General features: G+C 59.6%; 11 protein-coding genes and 1 pseudogene. 9 read left to right on the top strand and 3 right to left on the bottom strand.

Annotation, left to right across the window (positions count from 1 at the left end):
- Nucleotides 1-52: 52 nt before the first annotated feature.
- On the top strand, nt 53-2,485 hold the full coding sequence (locus ABEG21_RS19150) for an ATP-binding protein (RefSeq protein WP_347557009.1): 2,433 nt from the start codon (nt 53-55) through the stop codon (nt 2,483-2,485).
- Between the two features lie 19 nt (nt 2,486-2,504).
- Nucleotides 2,505-2,924 (top strand): annotated as a pseudogene (locus tag ABEG21_RS19155) (response regulator); the annotation flags it as partial.
- Between the two features lie 202 nt (nt 2,925-3,126).
- Here ABEG21_RS19155 and dsbG read toward each other — a convergent pair.
- Nucleotides 3,127-4,038: a thiol:disulfide interchange protein DsbG gene (gene dsbG / locus ABEG21_RS19160; protein ID WP_347557010.1), complete on the bottom strand. Its 912-nt coding sequence runs from the start codon at nt 4,036-4,038 to the stop codon at nt 3,127-3,129.
- Nucleotides 4,039-4,231: 193 nt separating this feature from the next.
- On the opposite strand from dsbG, the gene ABEG21_RS19165 reads away from it, so the two are divergent.
- Together ABEG21_RS19165 and ABEG21_RS19170 are read left to right on the top strand one after the other, a co-directional pair.
- The gene (locus ABEG21_RS19165; RefSeq protein ID WP_347557011.1) at nt 4,232-5,047 is read left to right on the top strand and encodes an alpha/beta hydrolase; all 816 of its coding nucleotides are present in this window, start codon (nt 4,232-4,234) and stop codon (nt 5,045-5,047) included.
- A gap of 30 nt (nt 5,048-5,077) precedes the next feature.
- The gene (locus ABEG21_RS19170) at nt 5,078-5,497 is read left to right on the top strand and encodes a hypothetical protein (RefSeq protein WP_347557012.1); all 420 of its coding nucleotides are present in this window, start codon (nt 5,078-5,080) and stop codon (nt 5,495-5,497) included.
- 42 nt (nt 5,498-5,539) lie between these two features.
- On the opposite strand, the gene ABEG21_RS19175 is transcribed toward ABEG21_RS19170, so the two are convergent.
- Together ABEG21_RS19175 and mqo are read right to left on the bottom strand one after the other, a co-directional pair.
- A complete protein-coding gene (locus ABEG21_RS19175) occupies nt 5,540-6,424 on the bottom strand; it encodes an oxidoreductase (protein ID WP_347557013.1) in 885 nt (294 codons plus the stop codon).
- A 309-nt stretch (nt 6,425-6,733) separates the two neighbouring features.
- On the bottom strand, nt 6,734-8,452 hold the full coding sequence (gene mqo / locus ABEG21_RS19180) for a malate dehydrogenase (quinone) (RefSeq protein WP_347557014.1): 1,719 nt from the start codon (nt 8,450-8,452) through the stop codon (nt 6,734-6,736).
- Nucleotides 8,453-9,033: 581 nt separating this feature from the next.
- On the opposite strand from mqo, the gene ABEG21_RS19185 reads away from it, so the two are divergent.
- The 5 genes from ABEG21_RS19185 (at nt 9,034) to ABEG21_RS19205 (ending at nt 17,270) form a co-directional block, all read left to right on the top strand.
- Complete coding sequence (locus ABEG21_RS19185) at nt 9,034-10,896, top strand: ATP-binding protein (protein WP_347557015.1); 1,863 nt, start codon at nt 9,034-9,036, stop codon at nt 10,894-10,896.
- Entirely contained in the window at nt 10,889-12,211 is a 1,323-nt protein-coding gene (locus ABEG21_RS19190; RefSeq protein ID WP_347557016.1) for a sigma-54 dependent transcriptional regulator, read from the top strand. Before ABEG21_RS19185 ends, ABEG21_RS19190 begins: the two co-directional genes overlap by 8 nt.
- Nucleotides 12,212-12,478: 267 nt before the next feature.
- Nucleotides 12,479-13,414, top strand: coding sequence for a LysR substrate-binding domain-containing protein (locus ABEG21_RS19195; RefSeq protein WP_347557017.1), 936 nt, complete (start codon nt 12,479-12,481; stop codon nt 13,412-13,414).
- 169 nt (nt 13,415-13,583) lie between these two features.
- Entirely contained in the window at nt 13,584-15,476 is a 1,893-nt protein-coding gene (locus tag ABEG21_RS19200) for a rhodanese-like domain-containing protein (protein WP_347557018.1), read from the top strand.
- 243 nt (nt 15,477-15,719) lie between these two features.
- Nucleotides 15,720-17,270: an ABC transporter substrate-binding protein gene (locus tag ABEG21_RS19205; protein WP_347557019.1), complete on the top strand. Its 1,551-nt coding sequence runs from the start codon at nt 15,720-15,722 to the stop codon at nt 17,268-17,270.
- The last annotated feature ends 17 nt before the right edge of the window (nt 17,271-17,287 follow it).

Here is a 17,287-nt window from a genome sequence, read left to right on the forward strand (position 1 = left end):
GCGCCGGGTCGCCCCATGCGACAATAGGTTTTTGATCGCCACCCGGTTGCCCATGTCCGTATCCGCGCAGCAGTCACGCACTCCGATGGATCATGCGTGTGCGAAAGAGCCCATCCACGTCCCCGGAGCGATACAGCCGCACGGCTATCTGGCGACGTTGGATGCGCAAGGTCGCGTGGCGCAGGTGAGCGCGAATATTGACCGGTGGTGCGGTCATGCGCCGGATCGCCTCATCGGCGCGCCGCTGGCGGACGCGCTGGGCGACAAGCCGGCGGCCATGGTCGCGGACGCCTTGCCGCGTCTGCAAGAAGGCGAGACGATGGTCCTGGGCGTGGTCGATGCCAACGCGCCGGCGGCGGCGCGAGACGGCGATGCGGCGCCGCGCGCGCCCGGCGGCTGGTTTGTCGTCTTGCATCAATACAAGGGCGTACGGGTCGTCGAGCTGGAGAAGGCCCAGCATCAGGGCGATCTGTATAACGCTATGTATCCGCTGGTGCAGGATTTTCTCGGTGGACTGCAACGCGATATCGAGATAAGCGAACTCGCCGTCCTGGCGGCCAATCAAATCTCGAAAATCACCGGCTTCGGTCGTACGTTGGTCTATCGTTTCGATCACGAAGGCCACGGCCATGTCATCGCCGAGGCGCTGCGTGGCGATCTCCCCTCGTTTTTGGCACAACGCTTCCCGGCATCCGATATCCCGGCGCAGGCGCGGCAGCTGTATCGGCTGAATCGTATCCGGCTGATTCCCGATGCCGACTATGTGCCCGCGGTGTTGGTGCCGGCGCTCCACCCCGATACCGGTGCCGCGACCGATCTGACCTTGGCGTCGCTGCGCAGCGTGTCGCCGGTGCACGTGCAGTACATGCGGAATATGGGGACAGCGGCGTCGATGTCGATGTCGATCGTCGTCGGCAACACCTTGTGGGGACTGATCTCCTGCCATCACGATGCGCCGCGGATCGCCCCGTTCGAGACGCGCACGGCTTGCGCGCATATCGCGCAGATCCTGTCATTGCAGATCGAAGCGCGTGATCTGCAATTCGAGGCGGCTTACCGGCTCTCTCTGCGAAAGATTCTGTCCGCCTTGCTCGCCCAGATGGCGAAGACGGACAGTTTTGTCGATGCACTCGTGGCGGACAAGGACGACCTGTTGGCATTTACTGCCAGTACCGGTGCGGCGATTGTCTTCGAAGGCCGGATCACGCGGATCGGCGAGACGCCGGCCGACAGGGATATCGAGAAGCTGGTCGACTGGTTGGTCGAGCAACCGGACGATATCGTGCATACGGACCGCGCACGGGACGTGTGCGCCTGGATGGCAGACGGTCCGATCGCCGGTGTGCTCGCCGTATCGCTTTCCAAGGTGTTCCGAAATTATGTGATATGGTTCCGCCCCGAGGTAATCCAGACCGTCGAATGGGCTGGCGATCCGCGGGCGAAACTGGCGACATTGTCGGATACCTTGTCGCCGCGCGAGAGCTTCGAGACGTGGACCGATACGGTGCGCGATCGTTCGATGCCCTGGCTGGCGGCCGAGCGCGAAATGGCGTTCGAGTTCCGGACGGCGATGCTGGGCATTGTCCTGACGCGCGCCGAAGAGCTGGCGCAACTGGCGATGGCATTGGGCCAGGCAAACCGTGAGCTGGAAGATTTTTCGTACACGGTGTCGCACGACCTGCGGGCGCCGTTGCGGCATATCCATAGCTTCGCGGCGCTGCTGGAAGAGGTCGATGGCGGTAATCTGAGTACGCGCGGTCAAAATTTCATTAAGCGTATTCTGACGTCGTCGGAATTCGGTGGCCGTCTGGTGGATGATTTATTGGCGTTCGCCCAGATGGGCCGGGCGGCGCTCGATGTGCACGAGCTGTCCTTGCGCGCGATCGTCGACGACGTGGTCGCTGGGGAAGCCCGCTTGGCGACCGAGTCGCAGCGTGACGCCGAGCACCCGCGTGAAATCACCTGGGAAATCGGCGATTTGCCGCGTGTGGAAGGCGACGCGACATTCCTTCGACTGGCGCTGCAGAATTTGGTGTCGAACGCGGCGAAGTTCTCCCGGAAGGTGGCGCATCCCAAAATCGAAATCGGCACCTTGCCGGCGAACGAGGTGCCCGCGCAGTATGCGGGGCAGCATGTCGTGTACGTCAGGGACAATGGCGCCGGTTTCGATATGAAGTATGCCGGCAAGCTTTTCGGCGTCTTCCAGCGCCTGCATGCAGACGACGAGTTCACCGGAACGGGGATCGGGCTTGCGCATGTGCGGCGGATCATGGAGCGGCATGGCGGCAGCGTCTGGGCACAGGGGGCACCCGGGAAGGGGGCAACCTTCTTCTTGTCCTTGCCGCTGCACTATCGGGCGCAAAGCGGTGTGCGCGAGACGCCGGCGGCGGCCGTCGCACGGCTGGCGGCCACGGGCGAACTGTCACCCACCGGCGGCGTACGCAAGGGTGGCAGGCATGAAGCACGAACAAAAAATAGCAAATAGGAAATCGTGAGGTGAGCAGATGTTGAAGCCGATCCTGATCGTTGAGGATAGTGCGAATGATCTTGAATTGATCTTGATCGCATTGGAGAAGAGCCGTTTGGCCAATCCGGTCATCACCGTGCGCGACGGCGTCGAGGCGATGGACTACTTGCGCCGGGAAGGCGCCTGGGCGGATCGTGACGATGACGATCCGGCCGTCGTCCTGCTCGACAAGAAGTTGCCGCGCATGGACGGGCACGAAGTCATGGCGGCCATTCGCTCGGATAAGGACCTGCGTCACATCCCGATCGTGATGTTGACTTCCTCGCGCGAAGAGCAGGATTTATTGGATAGCTATGAGCTGGGCGTCAACGCCTATGTCGTGAAGCCGGTCCAGTTTCATGAGTTCATGAATGCGGTCAACGATATTGGCATGTTTTGGGCCGTGTTGAACGAACCCTCCCCGCGCCCGTCACGTCAGCCGTCCGATGGCATGCAGGTCACCGAGATCGACCGCGAAAGCGGCGGCATTCGTACGACGCGCCGCGATCCGGAAAACTGATCCGGTATTTCAGGACAGTCGACAGACAAACGGCCCCCGCGTGATTTCGCGGGGGCCGTTTGCGTTGCAGCGTGCGAATCCGGCAGAACAGGATCGCAGATCAGCGGAAGCGTTGCAGTTCCGGATCGGTGATCGATTGTTCGGGCAGATGCAATGCCTGCGGCAGGTCGCTGAGTTTCGGCATGCCTTCGATCTTGGACCAGTGGCCGGCCGCGTCCTTCATCATCAGTGTCGGCGTGCCTTCGAAACCGAGTTGCTGGAATAACGCGAAGTTGCCATCCAGCTTTGCCTTGATGTCGGACGGGACTTGCGCCAGTGGCGTGATGCCGGCCTCTTCATCCTGTTCGGAATAATCCGTTTCAAGCTTCTTCAGCGCGGCGGCGCCGTCCTTCGCCTGCATCAAGGCCGCCGCTTTGCCGAAGGAGTCGGGCTTCAGGAAGCCCATCACGATCCAGCGCACCTGCAGGCCGGCTTGTTCGTAAGGCTGCAAGGCCTTCCAGGTCAGATGGCAGAAGATACAGTTCGGGTCCATGAACACATAGACCGTCGACTTAACCGGATGGGCACCGCCTTGCGCGCCTTCAACGACAGCGGGCGCATCTTCGACGGCTTTGCCGAACTGATCGAGATTCAGCTTCACGCCGTATTGCGCGGCATAGCCGGCGCTAAGGTCCTTGCCTTGCGCGTCGATCAGCTGCCCGGTGATCAGCACCTGGTGCGAGTCGGTCGAATAGACGACCACGTTCTTGCCCGGCCCTTGCGACACCACATAGCCGGTCAATCCTCCGGCAGCGGGGAAGACCTTGATCAGCTTCAGGCTGTTGCGATCGATCGCCGTCTGCAGTGCCGGCGGCAACGCCGCATGGTCGGTCGAAGTCGCATTGGCGGCGGGCGCCGGCGCGGCATGCGCGACACCGCTCAGCAGTGCCGCCGCACTCAAGCATGCGGCCGCCCGTTTCTTCATGGCCGACAGTCGCGTCGGGCGACGGGGAAAGCTTACAAATGACGTCATTGTTGCAAGGTCCGGATCGATTCAATGCAGTACTGTACCGGTTCCTTGCCGAGCGTGCAGCGCAAGCCGTCGGTAGCAGTGTTTTCGGGAATGCCGCTTGCGAATAGTTGCATCGAGACGGCGTACGGCGAGCAGCGAGATCGCGGATCCGCGCAGTGTGCCGATGGTCTTACCGAGCGGGGAGAGGGATACGATGACGTGGTTGACGACAAACGATGGCATTCGCCTGCACTACACGGAGCGGGGCAGCGGCAAGCCGCTGATATTGCTGCATGGCTGGTCTTTCAGCGGTGCGGTATTCGACCCGATCGTGCCCGCGCTTGCCAAGCATGCACGGGTGATCTCGTTGGACCTGCGCGGACATGGCCTCTCGGACAAGCCCCGGCATGGCTATCGCCTCTCTCGTCTGGCTGCCGACTTACGCGACCTGATCGACGCGCTCTCGCTGCAGGATGTCACTTTATTGGGATGGTCGATCGGGTGCGCCGTCGTGTGGAGTTATCTCGAATTGTATGGGAAGGATCGGGTGCGGCAGCTCGTTCTGGCGCAGCAGACGCCCCGGCAGTTCGCGGCGCTGGATTGGAAGTGGGCGCATGCCCAATGTTTCGATCCCGTAAATCTGGCTATTACGATGACGCGGATGGAAGGGGATATGGCCGATTTCGACCGGCAGAACCTGACCGATTGTGTTCATCGCGAGCCGACCGAGTCCGAGCGCCGCGCGTGGCGCGCGCAGACGGAACAATGTCCGTCCTACGCACGCGTTGCCTTGATGAACGATCATGGCCAGCACGACTGGCGCGATTTCATTCCGACGCTTGCGTTACCGACGCTGGTATTGGCGGCGCGCAAGGACCCGGTGTTCCCGGCCGAAGGCGTTGCGTGGGTTGCCGAGCACATAGAGGGCGCGAGAACGATATACTTCGACAACAGCAGTCATATGCTGTTCCACGATGAACCAGAGCGGTTTATCGATGCGGTGCGCGACGTCGTCATCGACGCGCCTTAGTCCCTCTTTTTTATCGACATCGGATCTGTCATGCCCCCCTTTCTGGACGCCGTCGCCTTGCGGGAGATCGTCGAGGCCGCGCCATCTGCATCATCGATACGCGACACTGCGAATAGTGCTTGCGGCTGCGGCAAAACGAATCTGGCAGGGTGGCAATCGGTGCCCTTGTCGTTCGATGAGTCGGTACTCGATGATATCGGCAGCCTGATCCCGCACGGTGTCGATGAACCCAGCTACGAAGAGTACCTACCGTCCGGTACGACATATTGGACGGACGATGCACCGATCGCTCCGCATTACTTTCCGTACAATCGTTGCACCGTTTCCCGCTGCCAGGTGTGCAGGTCGGTGTATTTACGATACACGGAGGGCGGCGGCTACTTTGTCGATCGTCGCATCCGCGCTCTCGACGCGGCGCGCATCGTCGACATCCCGCTCGCCGACGCCTGACCCCCTAGCGTACCGCCGCCGTCACGCGCATGATGTCACGCGTCAAGCGTCTTGCTTGCCGATCGTGTCGAGCTCGGCAAGCGTCGCGGCATCGAGGTGAATCGCGCCCGCCGCGACGTTTTCTTCGAGATGGCCGACCGACGACGTACCGGGAATCACGAGGACATTCGGAGCCCGGTGCAGTAGCCATGCCAGTGCCACCTGCATCGGCTGTGCGCCGAGTCGATCCGCGACTGCCTGCAACGTACCCGATTGCAACGGCGTAAATCCGCCGAGCGGGAAAAACGGCACGAAGGCGATGCCGTGCGCGGTCAGCTTGTCCAGCAGTGCGTCGTCGTTGCGCTGGGCGAGGTTATACAGATTTTGCACGCAGACGATCGGTGCGATCGCCAGCGCCTCGTCCACCTGCTGCGCATTGACGTTGCTCAAGCCGATATGCCGCACCAGGCCGTCCCGCTGTAGCTGTACCAAGGTATGCAAGGCCTCGGCAAGCGATTCGCCTTCCGGCCCCGCCAGACCCTGCGCACGCAGATTGACCACGTCGAGCGCGTCCAATCCGAGATTTTTGAGATTGTCGTGTACGGCGGCGCGCAGGGCATCGGGCGACGGCGCCGGAATCCAGGATTGGTCGTCGCCGCGACGGAAACCGATCTTGGTGACGATCACCAGATCCTTGCGATAGGGATGCAAGGCCTCGCGGATGATCTGGTTCGTGACGTGGGGACCGTAGAAGTCCGACGTGTCGATATGATTGATGCCGAGGTCCATCGCGCGACGCAGGACCGCAAGGGCGGCCTGACGATCCTTCGGCGGGCCCCAGACGTGCGGTCCCGCCAGCTGCATCGCGCCATAGCCCATGCGATGAAGCGTCAGCCCGCTCGCGGCAGGGGTAAAGGTGTCGGAGGACGGTTCGTGGCGTTGTGTCATGGCGTGCTCTCTCGGTAGAAGCCGGATACGGCAGGTGATTCGCACTGTAAGCCGATCTCCGCTGTTTGATAATCCGCGCAATTCGATACAGGCTGTGCGGGGATGCGCACAATTGATGGGTGAGGTGAGGTGAGGTGAGGTGAGGTGAGGTGAGGTGAGGACTGGCGTGTTGCCGCCGAAGCGCCGCTTCGGCATTGCTGCGAGCGGCTGAGCAAATTTGCGCGATCCCGCGTGAGCGTTCCGATTCCGATTCAGGATGACGATCCCGTGGCGTGACGCGCAGCAGGATCGCCGCCCCCGGTATGCTCGTTACAACGCCATATCGGGAACCTTTTTCACAGTGCCGGTTCCTGCTTTCGGCGCGGGGGCGGTCGGTACGAAGTGATCCAGGCTTGGAGAAGCGATCGCAAGTTTCAACGTGGCTGCCGTTGCGGCCCACTCGGCCGCGAGCATCTGCGGATCGTCGTTGAGCTTCTTACCGTAGCTCGGCACGATCTCGCGAATTTTACTTTGCCACGCCGCGGACTTCATCTGATCCGGGAACACCCGCTCGAGCAAGGACAGCATGATCGCAGGCGAGGTCGATCCGCCCGGCGAGGCGCCTAACAGCGCCGATACGGTCCGATCACTCGACACGACGACCTCGGTGCCCAGCCGTAATACGCCGCCTTTTTTCGGATCCTTTTTGATGATCTGCACGCGCTGGCCGGCCTCCCACAGCCGCCAATCCTGATCTTTGGCCTCGGGCATGTAATGGCGCAGCGCCGCCATTTTTTCCTCGCGCGACAAGGCCAATTGCTGCGCAAGGTATTTTACCAAGGCGAACTCGTGCACGCCGACTTGCATTTCCGGGATGACGTTGGATAGCGTCGTCGCCTTGGCCAGATCGAAATAAGAGCCGTTCTTCAGGAACTTGCTCGACCACGTGGCAAACGGTCCAAACAAAATGACCTTCTTACCGTCGAGGACGCGCGTATCCAGGTGCGGCACCGACATGGGTGGCGAGCCGGTATCGGCAAGCCCATACACCTTGGCCAGATGGCGCGAGGTGATTTCGGGATTGTCGGTTACCAGGAACTCGCCGCCCACCGGGAAGCCACCGTACTGCTTCGCCTCCGGAATGCCCGACAGTTGCAGCAACGGCAGTGCGGCGCCGCCCGCGCCGATGAATACGATGCGCGCATCCACCGTCTGCACCTTGCTGCTGTCTTTGACATTGAAGGCGGAGACGCGCCACGTGCCATCATCGTTGCGGGTAATGGAGCGGACTTCATAACCGGTCGACACTTTCACGCCGGATTTATCCGTCAAGTGTCCGTAGAATTGCCGCGTGATTTCACCCAGATTGACGTCGGTGCCCAATGGCGAGCGTGTGGCCGTCAGGACTTCGTCGGGCTTACGGCCCTCCATCATGATGGGTATCCAACGCTGGATCTGCTCCGGATCCGTCGTCATTTCCATCCCGGCAAACAGCGGCGATGCTTTCAAGGCTTCAACCCGCTTGCGAATGAATGCGCGATTTTCCTCGCCAAATACCAGATTCATGTGTGGCGTGGAGTTGATAAAACCGCGCGGATCGCCGAGAACGCCTTGCCGCACTTGGTGCGACCAGAATTGGCGGGAGATCTGGAAATTCTCATTAATCCCGATCGCTTGCGCAATATGCACATTGCCCTGATCGTCCATGGGCGTGTAATTCAACTCGCACAAAGCAGAATGGCCGGTTCCTGCATTATTCCAGCCGTTCGAGCTTTCTTCAGCGACTTTATCGAGTCGTTCGAATACCTCGCATGTCCAACCCGGTTCCAGTTCTTTCAGATAAACGCCGAGCGTCGCGCTCATAATGCCGCCGCCGATTAACAAAACATCGACTTCTCGATCTGCACGCGCGGCGCGATATTGACTGCCAAAGCCGTAGGAATAACCGCCATAGAGGGCGGCAGCCCCTGCGGCCGCAGCCGTCATGAATTTGCGGCGCGATACGCCTGAACGTTTGACGGGCACAGCTTGATCTTCTCTATTGCTCATTGCAATCACTTGCCTATATCTATGCGCGACACGTTATCGACATGATCGGAAATGCAGGACGACAGATTTTGGCGCGTGCCAAATCGCCAATCCATACACGTCACGTGAATAAATGCAAAGCGGTCGCGCGGTCAGAAACGCTTGAGGTGCGTCGAAAAGCCGCGATGCGAGATTGTAGCGTAAGGTTCTTGAGGTCAGCAAAAAGCTTTGCCGTAATTAATGTTTTATCCTTTAAAGTGCTGAAAAATCCATTGTTGAATGTGCGCAAGAGGTCTCGTAATAAAAGAATGGAATGTTCGGATTTCCGAACGTCAAGTATGGGCTTATACGGATTTCCGAACGAAATAAATAAGGCGATTAATGCATTTTTAAATAAATCATCGATTTAGAACGCCATCTTTTCTGGCCTGATAAATGCTTATGCGGTGTGACGTCTCGATTCACGCGATGGCCGGCTAGCGCGAATATCTGCCGTGTGTCTCAGTGGCGGGTGAAAAAACAACAATGCACCTTCCTTCCACCTCTCAAAATGTGCCATGTTCGGTGGGGAATCTGTGACTTGGAATGGATGCGCTGTGAGGATGAAATCGCTTGGGTCGGTGAGAGCGCGCGCGGTGCTTCTATTTCTGTTGGCGGCGCTGTTGATTGCGTGGGGTGCCGGCACCGTCGTGTACCACTGGTCTCTTCAGCGCGGTTTTCGTGCGTTGCACGATAGCAGCACGCTCACGCTCGCGCTGCAAGAAGCGACGTTGAATAAAGAGGTCGATCGCTTCGGGCTGGTACCGATCACGGTTGCGAGTGACAAGGCCGTTGTCGATTATCTGGCACACCCTGGCGGTCAAGATAGCGCGGCAATCAATCGCTTTCTCGCATCGCTCAACGCGAACGTCGGCGCGGAAAGCGTTTTCTTGATTTCTTTGGACGGGACGGTGCTGGCCAGCAGCAATTGGCAGGCCGATCACTCTTTTATAGGAAATCGCCTTCCGTTCCGCCCGTACTTCCAGCAAGCGCAGGTCGGGCGTATCTCCCGTTATTACGCGGTGGGAACGACGCAAAGCCGACCAGGCTATTACCTTGCCACGGCAGTCGAGTATGCGAACCAGCGTGTCGGCATCGTCGCGATCAAGATAGGGCTTGAGCAGTTAGAGCTACTTTGGCATGCACGTACGCAGCCTTTATTGCTGGTGGATGCCAATAATGTCATTGTTCTGTCGTCGGTTTCCGCGTGGAAGTTTCATACTATCGGTGCGTTGAGCGCGACGACGAAAGATGCGCTGGCGCAATCGCGGCAATACAACCAACAGCCCATCGATGCATTACCGTGGAAAATTGAGAAGCGTTTCACCGACGATACCTACCTGGTGACCTTGTCGCGCGAAAAGCGTGACGTGCGATATCTCGCAGTCGATTGGCCGGTTTCTTCCTTTGGAATGAAGCTTATTTCGCTGGTCGATCCCGGGCCGGAAGAAAGGGAGGCGGGGATAGTTGCGCTTGCAACCAGCATATTGATCTTATTCATCGCCGTTGCCTCGTTGTCGCTTGCGCAATGGCGCATGTCCATACGAGACCGTCTTGCCGCGCAAGATCGCTTACGCGAAGCGAATAGTCGACTGGAAGAACAAGTAGCGCAGCGAAGCGGGGAACTTACTGCTGCCAACGCCGCACTGACGCGCCAAGTGGCGGAACGGACACTCGCCGCGGTGCAACTTCAAAACTTTCAGCAGGAGTTGATTCGCACGGAGAACCTTGCGGTGATCGGGCAATTATCAGCAGGCCTCGCACACGAGATCAATCAGCCTTTGGCGGCGCTCAGCACGCTATCGGCAAATGCCGTTCGCTTTCTCGAGCGGCAAGATGTGGCGACGGTACGGCACAACCTCGAACGCATCAACGATATCGTCGTGCGAATGGGACGGCTCACGCGGCAATTGAAATCATTCGCGCGCCGCGCGGACGACGATAATAGCGACGCGGATATCGCGACGTCCGTGGATGCGGCACAAGCGCTTTTGGCCCATCGCATGCAGCAGGGCGGTAAAGCGATTCGTTTCGCGCAAGGCGGGTTTCCGGTATCGATCCGTGTCCGGTGTAATCCCGTTCGATTCGAGCAGGTGCTCGTCAATTTGATCGGGAACGCCATGGATGCCGTCGATGGAATCGAGAATGCCGCCATCTCCGTTGACTGGCGCATCGTGAACGACAGGGCGGTCATCGACGTCGAGGACAACGGCAGGGGAATGAGCGAGGAAGTCTTGCAAAGAATCTTCGAGCCGTTTTTTACGACGAAATCGCTAAGCGGATTGGGCCTGGGTCTGGCCATTTCGTCGGACATCGTAAAAAGTTACGGCGGAACACTGACTGCGATAAATCTACCGAACGGCGGCGCACGATTTTCCGTGATGCTTGGCCTAGCGATGGAGAAGGGAAAGGTACAGCATGAATGATCCGATGGTTATTCTGGTCGAGGACGATGCCGATGTCCGTTTGGGATGCATGCAAGCACTGGAGCTGGAAGACATACCCGTTCTCGGGTTCGCTTCGGTCGAAGCGGCGCGTGTCGTCCTTGACAGACCGTTTCATGGCGTGGTCGTTACCGATATTCGCCTGCCAGGCCTGCAAGGCGACGTGTTTTTGCTGGAGTTGTCCGCGCGCTATCCGCACATACCGGTGATCATGATTACTGGTCACGGCGACGTGGCGACCGCCGTGAAAGCGATGCGAGAGGGGGCGTATGATTTCGTACAGAAGCCGTTTCAGCCGCATGAACTGGTCAAGATCGTGCAACGCGGACTTGAAAAGGCCGCGCTCGAACGCGAGGTGGCCCGTTTGCGAGAGCGGATCGCCAGTCAGGGCGACCTGGGTCATCGTTTGATCGGCACATCGGCTGTGATGGCGCGATTACGAGATACGATACGCCAACTGGCGCCGTTGCCGACCGACATCCTGTTGCTCGGCGAAACGGGGACGGGCAAGGATATGATCGCTCGCACGATACATGATCAATCGGGTCGCAGTGGTCCGTTTGTCGCGTTGAATTGTGGTGGCATTCCAGAGGCGCTTTTTGAAAGTGAGATATTCGGCCACGAAGCGGGTGCATTTTCGGGCGCAACGCGTCGGCGCATCGGCAAAATTGAATTCGCGGATAAAGGCACGCTGTTCCTCGATGAAATCGAGAGCATGCCTTCGGCAATGCAAATCAAGCTGCTACGCGTTTTGCAGGAGCGCACTGTCGAGCGGCTTGGGGCGAACAAGACGATCGATGTCGATTTCCGTATCATCGCCGCATCGAAGACCAATTTGGCGCAACTCGCCGACGATAAGCAATTTCGCGCAGACCTCTTCTTTCGTATCAATGTCGCGACGATCGATATCCCGTTACTCCGCGAGCGCCGGGACGATATTCCGCTCTTGTTTGCGTACTTTTGCGGACAATGTGCGCATCGGTTGAATCGACCGCTGCCGATCATACGTGAAAGCGTGATGGCAGAGCTGGCCAGTCGAGATTGGCCGGGCAACGTACGTGAATTACGCAATGAAGCGGAACGTTTCGTTCTAGGAATGGCGCACAAGTCGACATTGTTAGATACGTCCGTGAACATGGGACTTGTCGACGCAGTCAATCATTTCGAGCGCGTGATGATTCTGGAAGAGTTACGTCGTCAAAATTATCATTTATCGCGCACTGCCATTGCCTTGCAAATCCCGAAAACGACTTTGTTCGACAAAATTCGTAAGCACGATATCAAGGACGAAGGGTGACCGGTGGACTGTGGCATCCAGACTCCGTGATTACCCCAGGCCAGCCTTCCTGATTTGTATATATCGAATCATTGGTTCCGTGCCAAAACCCCGTCTATATACTAAAAAACCTAAAAAGAGCGCTATTCCGGGACAACCTGTCCGCCTCTCCACGCAACCTCGCCAAGGCCTTGAACCTCCCGTGACTGCGCGCACCAAAGCCCCTCGAAATAGTGCAATGACTGCTGTCCGCGGGCCAGCTTGCCTTTGTTTCCCGATAGAGAAGCGATGAATTTCAGGCAGTTTCGATATGTAAGCGAGGCCTTGAGTCGACATCTCAATCTGACCGAGGTCGCCAATGCCTTGCAGGCTTCCCAGTCTGGGGTGAGCAAGCAGATCCTCGATTTCGAGGGCGAACTGGGCATCCCTTTATTCGTGCGGCGAGGGCGCCGTTTTGTTGCATTGACGGACGCCGGAACGGCCTTGGTGCCGATGATTCATCGGGTAGCCGAAGGCGTCGAGCGTCTGGTCGAGGAGGCCGCACGGTATGCGCGGGACGAGGGCGGTCGGCTTGTCATCGCGACCACCCATGCCCATGCACGGTACACCTTGCCCTCGGCGATCGAACAATTCCGCGCGCTGCATCCCCATATCGAAATCGCGGTGCGGCAGGCGATGCCGCGTCAGGTCGCGGAGTGGGTCGCGCAGGGCGACGCCGATGTTGGCGTGGCCACGGAATCCTTGGCGGCCGAATCGCGACTGAATACCTTGACGTTCCATTCCTGGCGCTATGTCGTCGCGGTACGACGCGGGCATCCGTTGGCATCGCACCCCTTACCGACGCTCGCCGATATCGCGGCCTATCCGATCATCACGTACGACCGCGACTTCACCGCACGGCAGCATATCGACCGCATGTTTTCGCGAGCCGGACTCGATCCGGAGATCGTCCTGACCGCGCTCGACTCCGATGTCATCAAGGCCTATGTCGAAATCGGACTCGGCGTCGGCATACTGGCAGAGATGGCGATCGATCCCGCGCGTCAGGACGACAAGGAATTTGTCGTCTTCACCGTGCCGGAGCTTTCGCAATCCAACACCGCGTTGATCGCTGTGCGCAGCGGTGCGTCTTTCCGCGAATATGTGTATCAGTTTGTCGAGATGCTCCTTCCCGATCGCGACTGTGTCGAGGTCCGGCGCCAGATGAATGTGCAGGAAAACTGAATAGTGCGGCAGGCATAAGCGGCTTTTATCAAAAGATAAGTAAAGCAGATTTAATTGGTTCACGGGTTTATCGCTTCTCGCGATAGTGGCGGTTCCCAAAGGCGCGTCGACAATGCTAGATCCGATCGCGTCTTCTGGCCGAATCTTTTCGAGACTAAGGTAAATCGTCATGAGCCAGCAGCTTCATTCGATCGAGTCGCGGCGCGCTGCCGCGGATATCAACGTGGCCTCGACGGCCGTCGCGGTGCCTCGTATCGCGCCGCATGCTCTTCGCGCGCTGGTGCAGACGGGCGACGAGCATGCCGTTCTGGACGTGCGTGAAGCGGGCGATGCGTTCGACGCCCATTTGCTGTTTTCGTCGATCGCCCCCGCCGCCCGGCTCGGCCTGGATATCGAACGTCTCGTGCCACTGCGAAGCACGCCGATCGTTATTGTCGACGAGAAGGACGACATTGCTGAGGCGGCGGCCCGGAAACTGGTTCGCTGGGGTTATGAAGATGTGCGTGTACTCGACGGCGGCGTGCAAGGCTGGCGCGCGGCAGGCTTCGAATTGTTCAGCGGCACCAACGTGCCGACGAAAGCATTCGGTGAAGTGATCGAGCATGCATTGCACACGCCGAATATCGATGCGCCCACGCTGAAGCGGCTGCTCGATACCAAAGCCGACGTCGTCGTGCTGGACTCGCGCCCGTTCGAAGAATTTCAACGGATGAGCATACCCGGCGCCTATGACAGCGCCGGTGCGGAGCTTGTCTACCGGGCCTTGGAAGCGGCGCCCTCGCCGGATACGCTGGTCGTCGTCAATTGCGCCGGTCGTACGCGCAGCATCCTCGGTGCACAGTCCCTGATCAATGCGGGCATTCCCAATCCGGTGGCGGCGTTGACCGGCGGCACCATGGCCTGGTTGCTGGAGGGCTTCACGCTGGCGCATCAGGAGATCCGCACGGCGCCGCGCCCCTCCGCCGCGACGCTGGCCAAGGCGCAAGGTCTTGCGGAAGCCGTCGCGTTGAAGGGACGGGTCAGCATCATCGATGCGGAGACCTTGGCCCATTTCGAGTCGGACGCGGCCGCGGGCGCACGTTCCTTGTATAAGTTCGATGTCCGTGACCCGCGCGAATACGAGGCTGGGCATGCGGCCGGTTGGCGTTCCGGCGCTGGAGGGCAGTTGGTTCAGGCCCTGGACGAATATGTGGGGACGCGCCGTGCGCGTATCGTGCTGACCGACACCGATCGCGTACGCGCGCGTTTGACGGCCTCCTGGCTCAATCAGTTGGGCAGTCATGAGGTCTACGTCATCGACGATGTATTGGGCCAGGCGCAGCAGATTGGTCCGGAGCCGGTGACTGTTTTGCGCGATACGGAGGAGCCGCTTGCCTGGATCGAACCCGACGCGTTGGCGCGTCTGCATCCGGTGGGCGGCGCTGCTGCCGGCACGGCGGTCCCGAGCAATACGCAGCGCGTGCTGCTGATCGATGTCGACGACAGTCTGGTGTTCCGCCGCGCCCATATCGCCGGCGCCGTGTTCGTGGCACCCGGCGCGGTGCAGTCCCTGCTGCCGACGCTCCTCGCAAGGCAAGCAGTGGATGCGGTGGTCCTGACATCGCGCGACGGCGTGCTGGCGTCCTTGCTAGCCGCCGACCTCACGCGCGCGGCAAAGACGGACGGGGCCTTAGCGGAAGCGCTGCGCGCGCTGGCATCGCAGGGGGCGCCCGCCATCCAGGTGCTATTGGGAGGGACGCGACGTTGGCAAGCACTGGGTTTGCCTGAAGCGCACGGCGATGAAGGCAATCTGACCGGTCAGGCGGACCGCCGTTATGGCGCCTATGACGTGCCGCGCGAACAGGCCGCAAAGGCCATGGTCGACTATCTGGAATGGGAGCTGCAACTGGTGGAGCAGTTGGCGCGCGACGGCACGTCGAATATGGCGATACGTGATTTCGAGACGCAGACCGCCACGCGCTCGAACGCGGTTTTGCAGACGATCAACGCATCGAGTGGCGCGACTGGCTCGTCCAAGGCAACGCATTCGTTGACGCAATTCGCGAAACAGCACGCCGCGTAGGTGTCGGTGTGAGCGTCGGCATTGGTGTCGGCGGCCTCTAAAGCACGACCAATCGAACGACAAATCACGCGACCCATCGCGCATCGAAGCAAGGTCAGTACAACGGTATTTATGAAGCACGATCACACGACAAGACGGACATTTCTGCGTACGTCCGCGCGCTTTTTTGCGACGGGGGCCACGGCACTCACAGGGTCATTGGCATGGCCGGCCTTGGCGTCCGGGGTGTTGGCCATCGGATCGATGGCAACAAGCACCGCGGCCGAGGCAGCGGACACGGGCGCGCCGGTGCGTGGCGGCCCCATTACCATGGGAATCTATGCGGAGCCGGACTTTCTGACGAACGCCTATTCGTCGGCCGGCCCGCCGTTGTTCGTTTCGACGAAGGTCTTCGACGGTCTGCTCAACTATGACGCGCAATTCAAACCGCAACCGGGTTTGGCCACATCGTGGGAGACGCGCGGCGACGGCCTGGCCATTACGCTGCATCTGCGCCAGGGCGTCAAATGGCACGATGGCAAGCCGTTCACGTCGTCGGATGTCGCCTGGACCCTCCTGAATGTCTGGAAGACGCTGCATCCTCAGGGGCGCACGACATTCGCCAATGTGACATCGGTCGATACGCCGGATGCGCACACGGTGGTGCTGCATGTCAGCGAGCCATCGCCGTATATCTTGAACGGCTTGCACGCGGCCGTCGCGCAGGTCTTGCCGAAGCATTTGTACGAAGGGCGCGACGTGATGACGAATCCGGTCAACAACGCCCCCGTCGGTACGGGACCGTTCCGCTTCAAACAATGGCAACGCGGGAGTTTCGTCGAACTTGAACGCAACCCGGCATATTGGCAGGCTGGTTTGCCCTATCTCGATACGCTGTATTTTCGCTTCTATCCGGATACGGCGGCGGCCAGTGCCGCGCTGCAGACCGACGCGATTCAATTGGGAACCAATGAGATCTTTCCGCAGATCGATCTCGAAAGACTCGGGAAATTGCCGAATCTGCGTCTCGTTTCGGGGGATTCGCCATTGACCGCAATGGCGCTTAATCTGGACTTCAATCTGGATCGGCCGGTATTCAAAGATGTGCGCGTCCGTCAGGCAATTTACCATGCCATCGATCCGAACTTTATCGTCAAGAATATCTACTTCGGTTTCGCGAAGCCGGCATACGCGCCATTGCCGGACTCGCTGCCGCAGTTCTTTACGAACGATGTCGCGCGCTATCCCTACGATCTCGATACCGCCAACGCCTTGCTCGACGCCGCGGGGTTCAAGCGCGGTGCGGGTGGCGTGCGTTTCGACCTGACGCTCGACTCGAATCCGAAGCCGGCAATGATGCAGGTTTCGCAATATCTGCGCGCGGCGCTGTCACGCGTGGGAATACGGGTCACGCTGCAGCCCGAAGATTTCGGTACGTATGTGAAGCGCATCTATACGGATCGCACCTTCGATCTGGGTCTGGTGCTGGGGAATGTCGGCCCTGATCCGGTCATCGGTATTCAGCGTTTCTACGCATCGAGTAGCTTCAAGCCCGGCGTGCCGTTTTCGAATGGGGATCATTACATGAACCCCGAGGTGGATCGCTTGTTGAAGGCGGGCGCGACGCAGACCGACCCCGCCAAACGCCGCGATACCTATGTCGCGTTTCAGCAGATCGTGCAGAAGGACCTGCCGCGCTTGCCGCTCGTCTCGCTCGTGCTCAGCGTGCTGTACGACAAGCGGCTGCATAATTTGAACGATATCGTCACCGCCTACTATGGCAACTTCGCCACCGTGTACCGGGCTGCGGCGTAGGCTGAACTTGGCTTGAC

Origin of the sequence: Robbsia sp. KACC 23696, assembly GCF_039852015.1 — a bacterium.
Taxonomy (GTDB): domain Bacteria; phylum Pseudomonadota; class Gammaproteobacteria; order Burkholderiales; family Burkholderiaceae; genus Robbsia.

Coding starts and splice junctions, on each gene's coding strand:
- ABEG21_RS19200 (WP_347557018.1), top strand. CDS start 13,584: ATGAGCCAGCAGCTTCATTCGATCGAGTCGCGGCGCGCTGCCGCGGAT.
- ABEG21_RS19150 (WP_347557009.1), top strand. CDS start 53: ATGTCCGTATCCGCGCAGCAGTCACGCACTCCGATGGATCATGCGTGT.
- ABEG21_RS19195 (WP_347557017.1), top strand. CDS start 12,479: ATGAATTTCAGGCAGTTTCGATATGTAAGCGAGGCCTTGAGTCGACAT.
- dsbG (WP_347557010.1), bottom strand. CDS start 4,038: ATGACGTCATTTGTAAGCTTTCCCCGTCGCCCGACGCGACTGTCGGCC.
- ABEG21_RS19205 (WP_347557019.1), top strand. CDS start 15,720: ATGGCAACAAGCACCGCGGCCGAGGCAGCGGACACGGGCGCGCCGGTG.
- ABEG21_RS19185 (WP_347557015.1), top strand. CDS start 9,034: ATGAAATCGCTTGGGTCGGTGAGAGCGCGCGCGGTGCTTCTATTTCTG.
- ABEG21_RS19175 (WP_347557013.1), bottom strand. CDS start 6,424: ATGACACAACGCCACGAACCGTCCTCCGACACCTTTACCCCTGCCGCG.
- mqo (WP_347557014.1), bottom strand. CDS start 8,452: ATGAGCAATAGAGAAGATCAAGCTGTGCCCGTCAAACGTTCAGGCGTA.
- ABEG21_RS19165 (WP_347557011.1), top strand. CDS start 4,232: ATGACGTGGTTGACGACAAACGATGGCATTCGCCTGCACTACACGGAG.
- ABEG21_RS19190 (WP_347557016.1), top strand. CDS start 10,889: ATGAATGATCCGATGGTTATTCTGGTCGAGGACGATGCCGATGTCCGT.
- ABEG21_RS19170 (WP_347557012.1), top strand. CDS start 5,078: ATGCCCCCCTTTCTGGACGCCGTCGCCTTGCGGGAGATCGTCGAGGCC.